Source organism: Vibrio sp. B181a (assembly GCF_030248375.1).
Taxonomy (GTDB): Bacteria; Pseudomonadota; Gammaproteobacteria; order Enterobacterales; family Vibrionaceae; genus Vibrio; species Vibrio campbellii.
This window is the reverse complement of the sequence record NZ_JAHGAD010000093.1, coordinates 25,867-41,367: the sequence shown is the minus strand read 5'-3', so window position 1 is coordinate 41,367 and position 15,501 is coordinate 25,867. Positions and strand designations below refer to the sequence as shown.

At 45.7% G+C, this 15,501-nt stretch carries 10 protein-coding genes; 4 read left to right on the top strand and 6 right to left on the bottom strand.

Annotation, left to right across the window (positions count from 1 at the left end):
• The first annotated feature begins 1 nt into the window (after position 1).
• Both mukB and KIO97_RS24710 read left to right on the top strand, forming a co-directional pair.
• On the top strand, positions 2-4,465 hold the full coding sequence (mukB, locus tag KIO97_RS24715; RefSeq protein WP_285384237.1) for a chromosome partition protein MukB: 4,464 nt from the start codon (positions 2-4) through the stop codon (positions 4,463-4,465).
• A gap of 529 nt (positions 4,466-4,994) precedes the next feature.
• Complete coding sequence (locus KIO97_RS24710; RefSeq protein WP_285384232.1) at positions 4,995-6,281, top strand: sphingomyelin phosphodiesterase; 1,287 nt, start codon at positions 4,995-4,997, stop codon at positions 6,279-6,281.
• Positions 6,282-6,427: 146 nt separating this feature from the next.
• Here the strand turns inward: KIO97_RS24710 and KIO97_RS24705 are convergent, their stop codons facing one another.
• The 6 genes from KIO97_RS24705 to KIO97_RS24680 all read right to left on the bottom strand — a co-directional run bounded on the left by KIO97_RS24705 (position 6,428) and on the right by KIO97_RS24680 (position 12,750).
• The gene (locus tag KIO97_RS24705) at positions 6,428-7,396 is read right to left on the bottom strand and encodes an alpha-L-glutamate ligase-like protein (protein ID WP_012127439.1); all 969 of its coding nucleotides are present in this window, start codon (positions 7,394-7,396) and stop codon (positions 6,428-6,430) included.
• A gap of 3 nt (positions 7,397-7,399) precedes the next feature.
• Positions 7,400-8,905 (bottom strand): inactive transglutaminase family protein, encoded by a 1,506-nt coding sequence (locus KIO97_RS24700; protein WP_005426303.1) that lies wholly within the window; start codon positions 8,903-8,905, stop codon positions 7,400-7,402.
• A gap of 11 nt (positions 8,906-8,916) precedes the next feature.
• Complete coding sequence (locus tag KIO97_RS24695) at positions 8,917-9,663, bottom strand: ATP-dependent zinc protease (protein ID WP_005426107.1); 747 nt, start codon at positions 9,661-9,663, stop codon at positions 8,917-8,919.
• Positions 9,664-9,884: 221 nt separating this feature from the next.
• On the bottom strand, positions 9,885-10,856 hold the full coding sequence (gene cmoB, locus KIO97_RS24690; RefSeq protein ID WP_285384231.1) for a tRNA 5-methoxyuridine(34)/uridine 5-oxyacetic acid(34) synthase CmoB: 972 nt from the start codon (positions 10,854-10,856) through the stop codon (positions 9,885-9,887).
• A gap of 185 nt (positions 10,857-11,041) precedes the next feature.
• Positions 11,042-11,779, bottom strand: a complete 738-nt coding sequence (gene cmoA, locus KIO97_RS24685; protein WP_285384230.1) for a carboxy-S-adenosyl-L-methionine synthase CmoA — start codon at positions 11,777-11,779, stop codon at positions 11,042-11,044.
• Positions 11,780-11,883: 104 nt separating this feature from the next.
• Positions 11,884-12,750: a DUF72 domain-containing protein gene (locus KIO97_RS24680; RefSeq protein ID WP_285384229.1), complete on the bottom strand. Its 867-nt coding sequence runs from the start codon at positions 12,748-12,750 to the stop codon at positions 11,884-11,886.
• A gap of 272 nt (positions 12,751-13,022) precedes the next feature.
• On the opposite strand from KIO97_RS24680, the gene aspS reads away from it, so the two are divergent.
• Positions 13,023-14,801 carry an aspartate--tRNA ligase gene (gene aspS, locus KIO97_RS24675; protein WP_103410076.1) on the top strand — a complete coding sequence of 593 codons (1,779 nt, stop codon included), beginning with the start codon at positions 13,023-13,025 and terminating at the stop codon, positions 14,799-14,801.
• A 100-nt stretch (positions 14,802-14,901) separates the two neighbouring features.
• The gene (gene ruvC / locus KIO97_RS24670; RefSeq protein WP_005426231.1) at positions 14,902-15,423 is read left to right on the top strand and encodes a crossover junction endodeoxyribonuclease RuvC; all 522 of its coding nucleotides are present in this window, start codon (positions 14,902-14,904) and stop codon (positions 15,421-15,423) included.
• Positions 15,424-15,501 lie beyond the last annotated feature (78 nt).

The following is a 15,501-nucleotide window of genomic DNA, read 5'->3' as shown; positions in this document are numbered from 1 at the left end:
CATGATTGAACGCGGTAAATATCAATCGCTGACCATGGTCAACTGGAACGGCTTCTTTGCCCGTACGTTTGACATCGATGGTCTGGTCACCACGCTATCAGGTGGTAACGGTGCCGGTAAATCAACCACAATGGCGGCGTTCATCACCGCATTGATTCCTGACCAAACGCTACTGCACTTCCGTAACACGACAGAAGCGGGCAGCAGCCAATCGTCTCGCGACAAAGGTTTGTACGGTAAGCTACAGCCGGGCGCATGTTATGCGGCGCTAGACGTGGTGAACTCACGTAACCAACGCCTATTGTTCGCAGTAAAACTGCAGCAAGTTGCGGGTCGTGATAAGAAAGTAGACATCAAACCGTTTGTTATCCAAGGCCTTCCAAGCCATGTGAAACCAACGGATATCTTGATTGAAAGCGTATCAGCGACTCAAGCTCGTGTACGTCAAATCAACGAAGTAAAAGAATCGATCACAGAATTTGAAGGTGTTCAATTCAAAGCCTTCTCTTCTATCGTGGATTACCACTCACAGATGTTCGAATTCGGTGTGATTCCGAAGAAACTGCGTAACTCTGGTGACCGCTCTAAGTTCTACCGCCTGATCGAAGCATCGCTTTACGGTGGTATCTCAAGTGCGATTACACGCTCGCTACGTGACTACCTTCTGCCACAAAACGGCGGCGTGAAGAAAGCGTTCCAAGATATGGAATCGGCGCTGCGTGAAAACCGCATGACGCTAGAAGCGATCAAAACCACGCAAGCAGACCGTGACTTGTTCAAACACTTGATCACAGAGTCGACCAACTACGTGGCGGCGGACTACATGCGTCACGCGAACGACCGTCGCAATAAGCTAGATAAAACACTGTCATTGCGTTCAGAGCTGTTCGGTTCTCGTGAAACTCTCGTTGAGCAAAACAACCTGCTTAACCGCGTTCAAGAAGAGCTAGAACTGTTGATCGAGTCGGAATCTGCGCTAGAGCAAGATTACCAAGCGGCTTCGGATCACTTGCAACTGGTGCAAAATGCACTGCGCCAGCAAGAGAAGATCGAACGCTACCAAGAAGATCTTGAAGAGCTGAGTGAGCGTCTTGAAGAACAAATGATGGTAGTGGAAGAAGCGCAAGAACGCGTGATGATGGTGGAAGAGCAAGCGACCGTTGCGGAAGAAGAGGTGGATAGCCTTAAGACGCAACTGGCGGACTACCAACAAGCGCTCGACGTTCAGCAAACTCGCGCGCTTCAATACCAACAAGCGGTTCAAGCGCTGGAAAAAGCGAAACAATTACTTGACGATGACAGCCTAACGGCAGAATCGGCACAAGCGCTTGTCTCTGAACTCAAAAGCAAAGAATCAGAAAGCACCAACGCGTTGCTATCGGTTAAGCACAAGTTGGACATGTCTTCTGCAGCAGCAGAGCAATTCGAAACTGCACTTAAACTGGTACAAAGCATCGTTGGTCAAGTTGAGCGCAGAGACGCGTCTGAACATGCGAAAACCGCAATTGCGAAAGCGCGTGAATCTCAGCAAGTCGCGCAAAACGAACAACAATGGCGTGCACAGCACCGTGACCTTGAGCGTAGCCTTAACCAGCAACGTCAAGCGCGCGAGCTAGTCAACGAATACCAAAAACAGTTCCATGTTGAACTGACTGACGAAATCACGTTTGAACAAGAACGTGAGCGTCATGCGATGCAAATCGACTCGCTAGAAATGACTCAGGAAGACGTGCGTGAGCAACGCAGCGAACAGCGTCGTCTAGAGCAAGATGCAGCAGCGGAAATCAACAAGCTAGAAGCCATTGCTCCAACATGGATTGCGGCGAACGATGCGCTAGAAAAACTGCGTGAGCAAAGTGGCGCTGAGCTAGAAGATAGCCAGTCAGTCATGAGCCAAATGCAAGTGGTGCTTGAGCAAGAGAAGACCCTTTCTCTGGCAAAAGACAAACTAGCAGAGCGTCGCAGCCAACTTGACACTGAGATTGAGCGTCTTGCTTCACCTGGTGGTTCAAACGACCCTCGCCTGAAAGGTTTGGCAGATACTCTAGGCGGCGTATTGCTGTCTGAGATCTACGATGACATCACAATTGATGACGCGCCTTACTTCAGTGCGATGTACGGCCCGGCTCGTCACGCTATCGTTGTATCTGACCTATCTGGTATCGAAGAGAAACTGGTAGAGCTAGACGACTGTCCAGAAGACTTGTACATCATTGAAGGTGACATCGATGCCTTTGATGACAGCTCATTCGACGCTGAAGAGCTAGAAGGCGCGGTTTGCGTTCGTATGAACGATCGCCAAATGCGTTACTCTCGCTTGCCTGAAATCCCATTGTTTGGCCGTGCGGCACGTGAGCAGCGTTTAGAGTTACTTCGTAACGAACGTGAAGAAGTGGTTGAGAAGCATGCGAAAGCAGCATTCGATTCGCAAAAAATGCAGCGTCTTTACCAAGCGTTCAACCAGTTTGTGGCAAGCCACATTCAAGTAGCATTTGAAGCTGACCCAGAGCAAGCATTGGCAACCATTCGTGACAAGCGTAACCAAATCGCTCGCGTACTGGCTGATCTGGATGCGAAAGAGCAACAACAACGTTCTCAGCTTCAAACCAGCAAGCAAGCGTTGTCTTCTCTAGACAAGCTAGCACCAAACATGGCGCTGATTGAGGATGAGTCGCTGCAAGCACGCTTTGATGAGTTGGAAGAGAAAATCGCTCAGCTTTCAGAAGCAAAAGCTTTCCTAACCAACCACGCGAAAGCGGTGGCGGAATTGGAAAAAGTGGCGGTTGCCCTAGATGCCGATCCAGAGCAATTCGATGCGCTAGAAGCAGAATACAAAGCGGCAGACGAACAGCTACAAGATCTTAAGAAGCAAATCTTTGCACTCTCAGATCTTGTTGAACGTCGCCACTACTTCGCTTATTCAGATTCAGTAGACCTACTGAACAAGAGCAGCGAACTGAGCGAGCAGCTAAAAGCGAAATTGGTTCAAGCTGAACAAATGCGTACCCGCTCTCGTGAAGAGCTAAAACAGTCGCAAGGTCAAATGAACCAATACAACCAAGTATTGGCATCATTGAAGAGTTCGCACCAAGCGAAACTGGAAACGGTTCAAGAGTTCAAACAAGAACTTCAAGAGTTTGGCGTGAACGCTGACGAAGGTGCAGAAGAACGTGCAATGCGTCGTCGTGATGAGTTGCATGAGCGTCTACACACTTCTCGTAGCCGTAAGAGCGAATACGAGCGTACGATCACCTCTACTGAGCTAGAGATGAAAGGTTTGGCGAAACGTCTGAAGAAAGTTCAGAAAGAATACGTTGAGCTGCGTACCTTCGTGGTTGCAGCGAAAGCCGGCTGGTGCTCGGTACTTCGTCTGGCGCGCGAGAACGATGTTGAGCGTCGCCTACACAAGCGTGAACTGGCTTACATGTCAGCGGATGAACTGCGTTCAATGTCTGATAAATCATTGGGTGCGCTGCGTCTAGCGGTTGCGAACAATGACGACCTGCGTGATGCGCTGCGTCTATCAGAAGACAACGCACGTCCAGAGCGTAAAGTCCTGTTCTACATTGCTGTATACCAGCATCTTCGTGAGCGTATTCGTCAGGATATCATCCGTACTGATGATCCAGTGGAAGCGATCGAAGAAATGGAAGTAGAGCTAGCGCGTCTAACAGAAGAGCTAACGCAACGTGAAAACCGTCTAGCGATCAGCTCTGAGTCAGTAGCGAGCATCATCAAGAAGACGATTCAGCGTGAGCAAAACCGTATTCGTATGCTGAACCAAGGTTTGTCGAACATCTCGTTCGGTCAGGTGAAGGGCGTACGTCTGAACGTGAAGATCCGCGAAAGTCACGAAGTGCTACTGAACGGTCTAGCGACACAGCAAGAGCAGCATAAAGATCTGTTTGAATCGACTCGCTTTACCTTCTCTGAAGCAATGGCGAAACTGTTCCAACGTGTGAACCCACATATCGATATGGGTCAACGTTCTCCTCAGGTACTGGGTGAAGAGCTACTGGATTACCGTAACTACCTAGAGCTAAGTGTAGAAGTGAACCGTGGTACAGATGGTTGGCTACAAGCTGAGTCTGGCGCGCTATCAACAGGTGAAGCGATCGGTACCGGTCAGTCAATCCTATTGATGGTTGTTCAAAGCTGGGAAGAAGAGTCTCGTCGTCTACGAAGCAAAGACATTGTGCCTTGTCGTCTGCTCTTCTTGGATGAAGCAGCACGTCTGGATGCCAAGTCTATCGCGACATTGTTCGAATTGTGTGACCGTCTGGATATGCAGCTTCTTATCGCGGCACCAGAGAACATCAGCCCAGAGAAAGGTACGACCTACAAACTGGTGCGTAAGGTGTTTAAAGACCACGAGCATGTACACGTAGTTGGTCTGCGTGGTTTTGGTCAAACGGATAAGCCTAAGACCGAAGCGCAAGAGATGATTGAAGAGTTTGAATCGTAAACTCCGAATCTAATAAAACCAAACGCCCGCAATGATTGCGGGCGTTTTTGTTTATGCTACTTTTAAATCTTGGCCTAGATTTATTAAATTTATACTCAGGCTCATACCAAATCACAGATAATCTTAATCGTTCAGGTTCTTTCTAGTAAATTCCGATGTGTTGAAGCTAACGATTAATTATAGCTACTGGTATTACTTGAAACGTTTGTACCTTGATTCAATTCAAAATAATCAATAGTCTAGTCATTTCTATCAAGAGAGTTGAAGGATAAATGAGACGTAATCTTTTCTTGTCTAGTGGTGACTTTTTAGCTAGTTAAATAACCATTTTATCTTACAGTGTTTTCTTAATAAGAAGGGGAAATATTTAACAAACTCATGCTATTATCTATTTTTCTATATAAATGTTGAAAATTTTCTAGCTATTAGTTAATCAATATAGAAGAAGGAGAGGCTAAAAAATCATTCGCCCCCCTCCTCAGGGTGAACTTTTAAAATTAATTAAATAATATATTTTAGAGTGTAGTTTATGGCTAGGAAAATAATAATAACTTTCTTAATTAATCTCTTTTTAATGAGCTATTCTAGAGCAGATAGCAATATCTATGTTTTAAATAATACTGATGAGATAATTAATGTTTTCTCTTCAGGAGATTCTAATATAATAAGTGGTGATGGAATTGATGTTATAGAACCATATCAATATTTTAAGGTTTCTAAGCTAAGTCGGTATAGTAATATAGAATCAGGAAAAAGTTATTATTTCTTTATATTTTTAGGGTATGAACATCTGACATTGGCGTTGAAGTTAGATGGTAATTTACTTGGTTCAAATATGTCTTTTACTCTTACTGATCCTGAGACTACTCATGTAAGTGGTTTTAAATCTGATAGGAATATTTATTCCTCATCTAAGGGTGAATTTCAATACTACTATAAAGCTAGCTATACTGGAGGCTACGATGATGTGACTTTTGTTGTAGATAGAAAAAAAGTTATTGAGCCTTACAGTAAAAATAATATAAGAGTACTAACTTATAATGTTTGGATGTTGCCTTATATCGGATCTAATATGAATCTTAGAGATGATAAGATTGTAAATGAGACTAAGGAATATGATGTAGTATTTATGCAAGAAGTGTTTCGTCGAGAAAATGAGAACGAAATTTACGCTACTATGCGTGAACACTTTGAATATAGGAGTGAAAAGCTTGATGGTGGGGGAAGCAATACCTATGATGGTGGCGTAGTTACATTTAGCAAATTTCCAATAATAGCTCAATCTCAGCATGTTTTTGATAACTGTATCGGTACCGACTGTGCTGCTGATAAAGGTGTTTTATACACTAAAATATTAAAAGATGGACGCAACTTTCATTTTCTTAATCTTCATTTAGGATCTTGGAACTCGCAAAAACATAGAGATGTTAGAATATTGCAGATATATGAAATAAAAGCCTTTCTAGAGCAGTTAAATATACCTGACGATGAGCCAATCATTCTAGGGGGGGATTTCAATATTGCCAAACATAAGTTCCCACTGGACTTCTCTATGCTGCTTGATTCCTTAAATTTATTAGAGCCGACGCTGAGTGGCCCCCTAGAGTACAGCTATGATCCATTAGTAAATATAAATTTGGCTGGTGGTGATGTATCTGAGCGTGAGCGGTTAGATTATCTTCTGTATGTTGATAATGGAGCCGTTGCTTCAAGCAAAGCTTCAATAGAGGTCTTACGTACTTTTGATACTGATATGTGGGGAATATGGGATCTCTCCGATCACCTAGCGGTTAGTGGCACTTTTTATGTTCACTGATTGCTCAATTTAAACCTCTAACGCTTACACGGGGTGGGAGAGATTGTTACTGGAGAGGTATTTAACCATATCAAATGGTCAATTCTTACATCAAAATACAACCAAGACTAGGCTAGCAACCATGATCATGGTTGCTAGCGAGGACATCAGAACTGAGATTTCACACCGAATTGTTCGGCTGCGTACGCAACGCGCTCTTTCGGTTTTGGATACTCGGCTGGCATGCCAAGGCTTTCAATGTGTTTCAAGCGAGGTAGAAGGCCAGCACCGTTAGCAATTTGGATTGCTAAACCAGGACGTGCATTCAGCTCAAGCACCATTGGACCTTCTTCTTTGTCCAATACCATGTCGGTACCCATATAACCAAGGCCTGTCATTTCCCAAGCACTAGACGCAAGCTCTAGCAAACGCTCCCAGTGAGGCACTTGCAGTGTCGACAAGTCTTTCCCAGTATCTGGGTGGTGAGTGACTGGTTGGTCAAATTGTACAGCACGAATGGCTTTGCCTGTTGCGATGTCGATACCAACGCCAACCGCACCTTGGTGAAGGTTCGCCTTACCATCTGATGCTGCCGTAGAACAGCGCATCATCGCCATCACAGGGTAGCCCTTGAATACAATGATACGTACGTCTGGCACACCTTCGTAACTGAAGCCGTCGAAGCAGTCATCAAACTTAATTAAGTTCTCAACCACAGCCACATCATTCTTACCACCAAGCGAGAAAAGACCCGCTAGTGCGTTACTGATATGACGCTCAACTTCTTCTTTGTTACAGGTAGCACCTGATGGCTTAGTGTAGACGCCATCTTTGTGCGAAGTGATAACCAAGATACCTTTACCACCACTGCCTTGTGCTGGTTTGATTACAAAACCAGGCCAGTCTTCGACCATTTTGTGGATCTTTTTCACTTCAGCTTGGCTGGCAATCACACCGATAAGAGCAGGCACAGTCGCGCCTGCTGCTTCAGCGATGATCTTGGTTTTTAGCTTGTCATCCACCAATGGGTATTTGGAACGATCATTGTAGCGACCAATGTAGCTGTGGTTACGCTTGTTCATTCCCATAATGCCTTTATGGCGAAGCTTTGATGGCGAAGTAAAACGTTCAAACATCGTTTAGTCCTCCGCTAGTGGTTTAAAGCGGCGCAGTTCAGTTAGACGGTAACCCGTGTATGTACCTAGTAGTAGAATACCTGCCAGTACAATAAGCTGTAGGCCGATAAAGTTAAACGTTAGGTGCTGGATGTACGTGTTAGTCATTGCTAAGTAAACAAGTACCGCTGTTAGCAGTGAACCGCCACCTTGAAGCGCTACTTCTTTCGCACCTTCTTCTTCCCATAGAATCGACATACGTTCGATAGTCCATGACAAGATGATCATTGGGAAGAAGGTAATGGTTAGACCTTCAGTTAGACCAATCTTGAATGCCACAACCGTGAACACAGAGATGATCATGATTACCGTGATGATAACCGCGGATATCCTTGCTACCAGAAGTAAGTTTAGCCTCGATAAGTAACTTCGGATGATCAGACCCGTACCAACAATCAATAGGAAGCCAACGATACCAGTCACAAGTTGCGTTTGTACAAAGGCAACCGCAATCAGAACAGGCATGAAGGTACCGGATGTCTTAAGACCGATGATAACGCGCAGGAACACGACGATCAGAGCGCCGATTGGAATCAGCATGATGGTCTTGAACATTGCTTGTTCTTCAAGAGGCAAACTGTGGATCGATAGGTTCAATAGACCGTCAGCTTCCACTTTATTATCTGTTGCTTCTTGCGGCGTGAGTTCTTGCTTGATCATTGAGAAGTGAACTTGGCTGTTTTTACCGCCCACTAGGTCAAGTAGAGAAACGTTTGATTCATCCCAAACCAGAAGGTTAGGTTGTGCTGCCGCTTGTTCTGAATTCGGTGAGAACAGAACCCACTTGTCACCAGACCAAACTTGAACCATAGGTTGGATGGTTTGACGACGACGGCCATCTTCTAGCTCGATAACACCAACGGTTTTGCTTTGTACACCTGCAGTAAGCAAGATTTTATGCAGTGCATCAGTGCGATCAAAGTCGTTTAGAATCAGTGCCGCGTTTTGGCTGTCTGGATCATTGAGTGTTTTGATCAGCTCACGAGCGAAAGTTTCGTTGTCTGCCGAACGGCTCATCGCGCGCTCAATCAACGCGTTTGCAGCCGCTTGTTGTGGAGCTGAAAGGGTAGGTTTGGTGATTTCACCCGATGGTGGTAGTTCGTCTACCTTCGCTTGAGGATCAACCAAGAATTGTGCTTTGTAGTAAATGGTTTGTGCGCCAGTTGCCTGACGAATTGACCATTCAGCACGGCGGCCTGAATCCGAGTTTACGTAAGAAACACCGTAACCTGGAGACGACGCAGACTCACCGATTAAAGTGTAGCCTTTTTGTGTATGAGGGGCAGCAAGAGAAGCTTTTACTTCACCGCCGTTTGCATTGAATTCAATGCGGGCTTCAACATCCCAAACTTGACGTGTTTCACCTGGAGTCCAAGGAACGCCGTAATTCTGATGTCTGAAAACACTCAAGGCGATGCCTGCCACCACCAAAAGGATGATTGACAGGTAAAATGGTATTCTGGACGTCATAATCTACCTTATTATTTTTTCTCTTCTTCCGTTTGAATATATTTACGGCTTACATCAACCAATGCGATGTCGCGCATAAATTCTCTTCCTAGTAACACAGGATGGTTCATTTGAGAGCGATCTGCCAACGTAAATTGCGCTTTTTCATGAATTTTTCCAACGCGTACCCAAAGTTCAACAACAGCTCGACGCTCTAGTTCTTCATTGGTTGCTTGACGGATTTTCACGTAGCGAATAATTGGCGCTTCAATCCAAATATCTTTCTCTTCTTCTGACTTGGTATTGTCAGCAAGGTGGAAACGCACCCAGTTTTTGCCATTTCGTTCGAATTCTTCAATATCGACTGCATTCAGTGAAGAAGTCGCTGCGCCAGTATCTACGCGAGCATCGAAAGTTTGTTTGATTGAATCGATCGTCACTCGCTCAATTGAGCCAAGGACAATGTCATGGGTAGGAGTGGCTTGAACAGGAGCAGGCGCTTGAACAATGATAGGTTCTTTTGGCTTCCTGACTTCGTCCATCGCTTCTTTGCGGAAGGTGCTAAGTTCGCCATTTAACTTATCCACTTGGTCTTCCAGATTCTCGATGTAATCCGACTGGTTACTAAGTTGAAGCTCTAAGTTGGTAACGCGAGTATTGAAATTCGTTTCAGAAGCCTGAATAGCAGCTAACGTTTCTTGGTGGTACTGTTCGCCTTTGGTTAAAGTACATCCAGATAGTAAGGCGATGGCAACAACCGGAGTCAATCGTATAAACATTGAAAACCTTGGGATTGGAGTAAGTTGTTTGTTTTTTAGGAGTTTAGCGTTATCGACAATCGCTCACAAGCAAGAATCTGCGACAGTCTCTTACAGAGTGAGGAATAGTGACGAAAAGCCAAAAAATTAAGGACGCAATATGCATCCTTAATTAGATTTGAAGAGAGGTTAATGTCTTAACGGAGGGAGTGAGTTAAGACAATGTCAGAAATCTCAGTTAATTATGGCTTGGTTGCCACAAGTACCGCTCGACGAGGCGCAGGGTAGCCTTCTACCGTTTTGCTCGGGTCGTTTGGATCAAGGTAATCCGGCAGTGAGTTATGTGTCATCCAATCGGTCGTGCGCTGCTCACCAACCGTCGTTACGTTTTCATCTACGATGCGCACATCTTTAAAGCCAACCAGTACTAGCCACACTTTCAGCGCTTTCGCTGAAGGGAAGAAGTACACGTTACGCATTTGCGCGTAGCGAGACGTTGGAACTAATACCGCGTTTTCATCGCCTTCGATGACGAGTGTCTCCAGAACAAGCTCACCGCCTGATACCAACTGGTCTTTTAGCTGCACCAAGTGATCCAGTGGAGAGCGACGGTGGTAAAGCACGCCCATGCTGAATACGGTGTCGAACGCTTCTAACTTAGGTAGCTGTTCAATCCCTAATGGAAGAAGGTGAGCGCGTTGGTCATCGCCCATCAACTTGCGAATCGCTTCGAACTGAATTAGGAACAGATGAGAAGGGTCGATACCAACCGTTAGGCGTGCACCTTCACCTAGCATGCGCCACATGTGGTAGCCGTTGCCACAACCCACATCTAATACGCTGCGATTTTTCAGTGGCGAGATGTGAGGAAGCACGCGATCCCATTTCCAGTCACTGCGCCATTCAGTATCGATATGAATACCGTGCACTGTGTATGGACCTTTACGCCATGGGTGGAATGTACGCAGTAGGCTTTCTAGCTTTTTCAACTCGCCTTCATGGAAAGGCGTATCGTTGCTGATAGTCACTGAGTTTTTGATATCCACTTGGTTTGGTGCGCCTTGTGGGATCTTGTTCAGCGCTTTCAGCCAGCGACCAAAGTCACCGTGCTCAGCGTTTTGCCAATCTGTTAATTGTTGAGGTAATACGTTTAGCCACGGCTGAAGACGAGTGTCTTGAGCGATTAACTGATAAAAATTAGCAAAATTAAACATAGTTTTTCACTGAGTTTATGGAGTCAGCAGACCCTGGGTAAAAGTTAAATGTGTCATTCCCTACAGTGAGGGGCGAACGTGATAGGGAATCTCGGTTTTTATCGTTTTTGATAAGAGATCCCCAACTCGCTCGTTCCTCGCTCTTGAGGATGACGTCCTAATGAGAGCGAACTGTGTCGCGAAGCTTATTTAATCGCAAACATCGAACCGAAGTTAAAGCACTGGAACCAAACGTCGTAGCTTGAGAAACCAATTTCTGCGAAACGCTCTTTATGATCTTTCTTCGAATCTGGGCGCATCACGTTTTCAATCGCGCTGCGTTTTTGGCTGATTTCTAGTTCGCTGTAGCCATTTGCACGTTTAAAGTCGTGGTGAAGGTCAATCAACAGCTCGTTGGAAACTTCATCTTCAAACACGAACTTTTCAGACAGAATCAAAATGCCGCCCGGGCGCAGACCTGCGTAGATTTTCTCTAGTAGCGTATAGCGATCTTCTGGAGAAAGGAATTGAAGCGTAAAGTTCAGCACCACAACGGATGCGTTTTCGATTTCGATATTACGAATGTCCGCTTCTACTACATCAACTGGCGTATCACTGCGGTACGCGTTGACGTGAAGCTTACAGCGCTCAACCATCGCAGGAGAGTTATCCACTGCAATGATTTGGCAACCTTCTTGTTTGATATGACGACGCATCGAAAGCGTAGCAGCACCTAAAGAACAACCTAGGTCGTAGATGTTTGAGTGAGGCTTAACAAAACGCTCTGCCAACATACCAATTGCAGAAATGATGTTGCTGTAACCCGGCACCGATCGTTGAATCATGTCAGGGAAAACTTCCGCTACGCGTTCATCGAACGTGAAATCCCCAATTTTATCGATTGGAGCCGAAAAAATAGTATCTGGATTGCTCTTAGGGTTCATAACCAAATCTCTGCATACAAGCCGCCTGAAATGTCAGGCATCAAAAAAGGCGCGTATTTTATGGGAAATTCGCGCCTCTGTCATTTGCTTAATTATAAGCTTGTCTAAAACATTTGTATTTGCGAGTTGCCATCGTTGGCAGGAAATACAGACAAGTTCGGCAGTGAAAGCCTAAGTTGTAGCTGTTTATAAAGCTTTTCAGCCAGTTCTGGTGCTAAGACGTTATCTGGCGTGTGAATCATCAAGTACGGCTGAATGCCTTGTTCAATCCACATCGGCAATTTCTTTAACCAAGGTTCGAAAAAGCGCAGGTTATCGTCCATATCTGGATGGCCAATAAAACGAATCATTGGGTGCTTGGCCGTTGCTATAGCATGCACCGGGACGCGCGGCTTTTTCTGATGGGCGTCAATCACCGCTTCGGTCGTCGGCTGCGCGGCGAATACAGGGCGGCTGTCCATAATAATGCGGTCAATGCCGCTCTCTAATAGCCACTGATTCAGCGCACGTTCTTCTTCACCTTTGGAGAAAAACGCCATGTGACGAACTTCTACCCCAAGCGGGAAATTCGGCGGAAAGCTGGCACAGAACTTCTTCAATCTATCGAGGTGTTCTGGACCAAATGCAGCAGGGAGCTGAATCGTCCATTGCCCAACACGTTCATGAAGTGGTTCCATTACCGTCATAAAGTCACGTAGCTGCTCGTCGCAACCTCTGAGCATTTGTTCGTGAGTAATGGCTTTTGGCAACTTAAAGGTGAATTTGAAATCGTCGTGAGTCGCGGCTTTCCAGTTTTGCACCGTGTTGAGAGTCGGTGTGGCATAAAAGGTGGTGTTGCCTTCTACGGTATGGAACACCTGCGCGTACTTTTCGAGTCGCTCTACAGGCTTGGTGCCACTGCCATAAAAGCTTTGTTGCCACTGGTTGTGCGACCACATGGTCAATCCAAGTCGAAGGGGTAAATTATCCATATCTCTGCTTTACGTTTTTTCCTGAGCCCACTTTACGAGAGTTTTGCTGAAATGGGTAATTTCACGCTATAATCCCCACCAATTTTTTCGCTTTGGTGCGCTTTTGAACATTTGTTGTACTAAAAACCACCAATGAATGATAAAACACACTTAATTGTATGTTGAGTAGTCGATTTTCATAGGCTTTCAGCGTATAAATGGATCTTTACTCTGCTCGGCAATGAGGCTGACAGAGCGTAGTTAACAATATTTGAGAGATTGGGAATTTCATTATGCGTACCCATTACTGTGGTCACCTGAACAAGTCCCTTGCAGGACAAACTGTAGAACTTTGCGGCTGGGTTAACCGTCGTCGTGATTTAGGCGGTCTTATTTTTATCGATATGCGAGATCGCGAAGGTATCGTTCAGGTAGTTGTTGATCCAGATATGGCAGATGCGTATGAAGTGGCTAACACACTTCGTAATGAATTCTGTATCAAGCTAACTGGTGAAGTTCGCGTTCGTCCAGAAAGCCAAGTAAACAAAGACATGGCAACTGGTGAAGTTGAGATCCTTGCGAAAGGTCTTGAAATCATCAACCGTTCTGATGTTCTGCCTCTAGACTTCAACCAAAAGAACTCTGAAGAGCAACGTCTGAAGTACCGTTACCTAGATCTACGTCGTCCAGAAATGAGCGACCGCATCAAGCTACGTGCTAAAGCGTCTAGCTTTGTTCGTCGTTTCCTAGATGACAACGGCTTCCTAGACATCGAAACACCAGTACTAACAAAAGCGACACCAGAAGGCGCTCGTGACTACCTAGTACCTAGCCGTGTTCACAAAGGCAGCTTCTACGCGCTTCCTCAGTCTCCACAGCTATTCAAACAGCTTCTAATGATGTCTGGTTTTGACCGTTACTACCAAATCGTTAAGTGTTTCCGTGATGAAGACTTGCGTGCTGACCGTCAACCAGAATTCACTCAGATCGATATCGAAACGTCATTCATGACGGCTGACCAAGTTCGTGCAACGACTGAGAAAATGGTTCGTGAAATGTGGCAAGAGCTACTGAACGTTGACCTAGGTGAATTCCCAGTAATGCCGTTCAGCGAAGCGATTCGTCGTTTCGGTTCTGATAAGCCAGACCTACGTAACCCACTAGAACTAGTAGACGTTGCTGACCTAGTGAAAGACGTTGAGTTCAAAGTATTCTCTGGTCCAGCAAACGACGAGAAAGGTCGCGTAGCAGTTATCCGCGTACCAGGTGGTGCTGAGCTTACTCGTAAGCAAATCGACGGTTACGCAGAATTCGTAGGTATCTACGGTGCGAAAGGTCTAGCATGGATGAAGGTTAACGACCGTGCAGCAGGCATGGAAGGTATCCAATCTCCAGTAGCTAAATTCCTAAACGAAGACGTGATCAACGGCATCCTAGATCGCACTCAAGCGGAATCTGGCGACATCATCCTGTTTGGCGCAGACAAAGCTAACATCGTTGCTGAAGCACTAGGTGCACTTCGCCTTAAACTTGGTAAAGACCTAGATCTAACTAAAGAAGGCACATGGGCTCCTCTATGGGTTGTTGACTTCCCAATGTTCGAAGAAGACGACGAAGGCAACCTACACGCAATGCACCACCCATTCACATCACCTCTAGGTGTGACTGCGGAAGAGCTAAAAGCGAACCCAGCAGCGGCGAACTCAAACGCATACGACATGGTTCTAAACGGCTACGAAGTAGGCGGTGGTTCTGTACGTATCCACAACGCAGAAATGCAAGCAGCAGTATTCGATATCCTAGGTATCAATGCAGAAGAGCAACAACTGAAATTCGGCTTCCTACTGGACGCTCTGAAATTCGGTACGCCTCCACACGCTGGTCTTGCATTCGGTCTAGACCGTCTAGTGATGCTACTATGTGGTACAGAGAACATCCGTGATGTTATCGCGTTCCCTAAAACAACTGCGGCGGCGTGTCTACTAACAGACGCACCAAGCCTTGCAAACCCAGCGGCTCTAGAAGAGCTAGCGATTGCAGTAACAGTTGCGAAAGAAAAAGACGCAGAATAAGCGCACAATAATTAAAGAAAAAACTCCCGCATCTGCGGGAGTTTTTGTTTTAATGGCAACTATTCTCATACTTACAGTGAGTTATTGATTAGGACTCTTCATGTCAATTATTTTGGGCATTGACCCAGGCTCTCGTATTACCGGTTATGGCGTGATTCGCCAGCAAGGTCGTCACTTGCAATATCTAGGCAGCGGATGTATTCGCACTTCTGAAAAAGAGTTGCCAGGTCGTCTCAAGCAAATCTACGCAGGCGTAACAGAAATCATCACCCAGTTTCAACCAGATGTATTTGCCATCGAACAAGTCTTTATGGCGAAGAATGCCGATTCTGCACTAAAGCTAGGGCAGGCGCGTGGTAGCGCAATTGTGGCGGCAGTGAATGCGGATCTTCCGGTGCATGAGTACGCGGCTCGCCTCATTAAACAAGCGGTAACAGGTACAGGTGGCGCAGACAAAGTACAGGTTCAACATATGGTTCAACACATGCTTAAATTGCCAGCCAAGCCTCAAGCCGATGCTGCCGATGCGTTAGGTGTTGCCATTTGTCACGCTAACACGAATAAGACACTTGTGGCGCTCGCAGGCAAAGCAACCAGTGCAAGAAAAGGTCGTTACCGTTAGGCGTGTTCTCGTATTAAAAATGAGACATCTCAGACAGATTTAGGGATTAAATTTGTTGAGAAAATGTTACAAAACTAT

Excerpts from the sequence above, each read along its gene's own strand:
- KIO97_RS24695 (WP_005426107.1), bottom strand. The coding sequence starts at position 9,663 with ATGTTTATACGATTGACTCCGGTTGTTGCCATCGCCTTACTATCTGGA.
- cmoA (WP_285384230.1), bottom strand. The coding sequence starts at position 11,779 with ATGAACCCTAAGAGCAATCCAGATACTATTTTTTCGGCTCCAATCGAT.
- ruvC (WP_005426231.1), top strand. The coding sequence starts at position 14,902 with ATGTCAATTATTTTGGGCATTGACCCAGGCTCTCGTATTACCGGTTAT.
- KIO97_RS24700 (WP_005426303.1), bottom strand. The coding sequence starts at position 8,905 with ATGACGTCCAGAATACCATTTTACCTGTCAATCATCCTTTTGGTGGTG.
- KIO97_RS24705 (WP_012127439.1), bottom strand. The coding sequence starts at position 7,396 with ATGTTTGAACGTTTTACTTCGCCATCAAAGCTTCGCCATAAAGGCATT.
- cmoB (WP_285384231.1), bottom strand. The coding sequence starts at position 10,856 with ATGTTTAATTTTGCTAATTTTTATCAGTTAATCGCTCAAGACACTCGT.
- aspS (WP_103410076.1), top strand. The coding sequence starts at position 13,023 with ATGCGTACCCATTACTGTGGTCACCTGAACAAGTCCCTTGCAGGACAA.
- mukB (WP_285384237.1), top strand. The coding sequence starts at position 2 with ATGATTGAACGCGGTAAATATCAATCGCTGACCATGGTCAACTGGAAC.
- KIO97_RS24680 (WP_285384229.1), bottom strand. The coding sequence starts at position 12,750 with ATGGATAATTTACCCCTTCGACTTGGATTGACCATGTGGTCGCACAAC.
- KIO97_RS24710 (WP_285384232.1), top strand. The coding sequence starts at position 4,995 with ATGGCTAGGAAAATAATAATAACTTTCTTAATTAATCTCTTTTTAATG.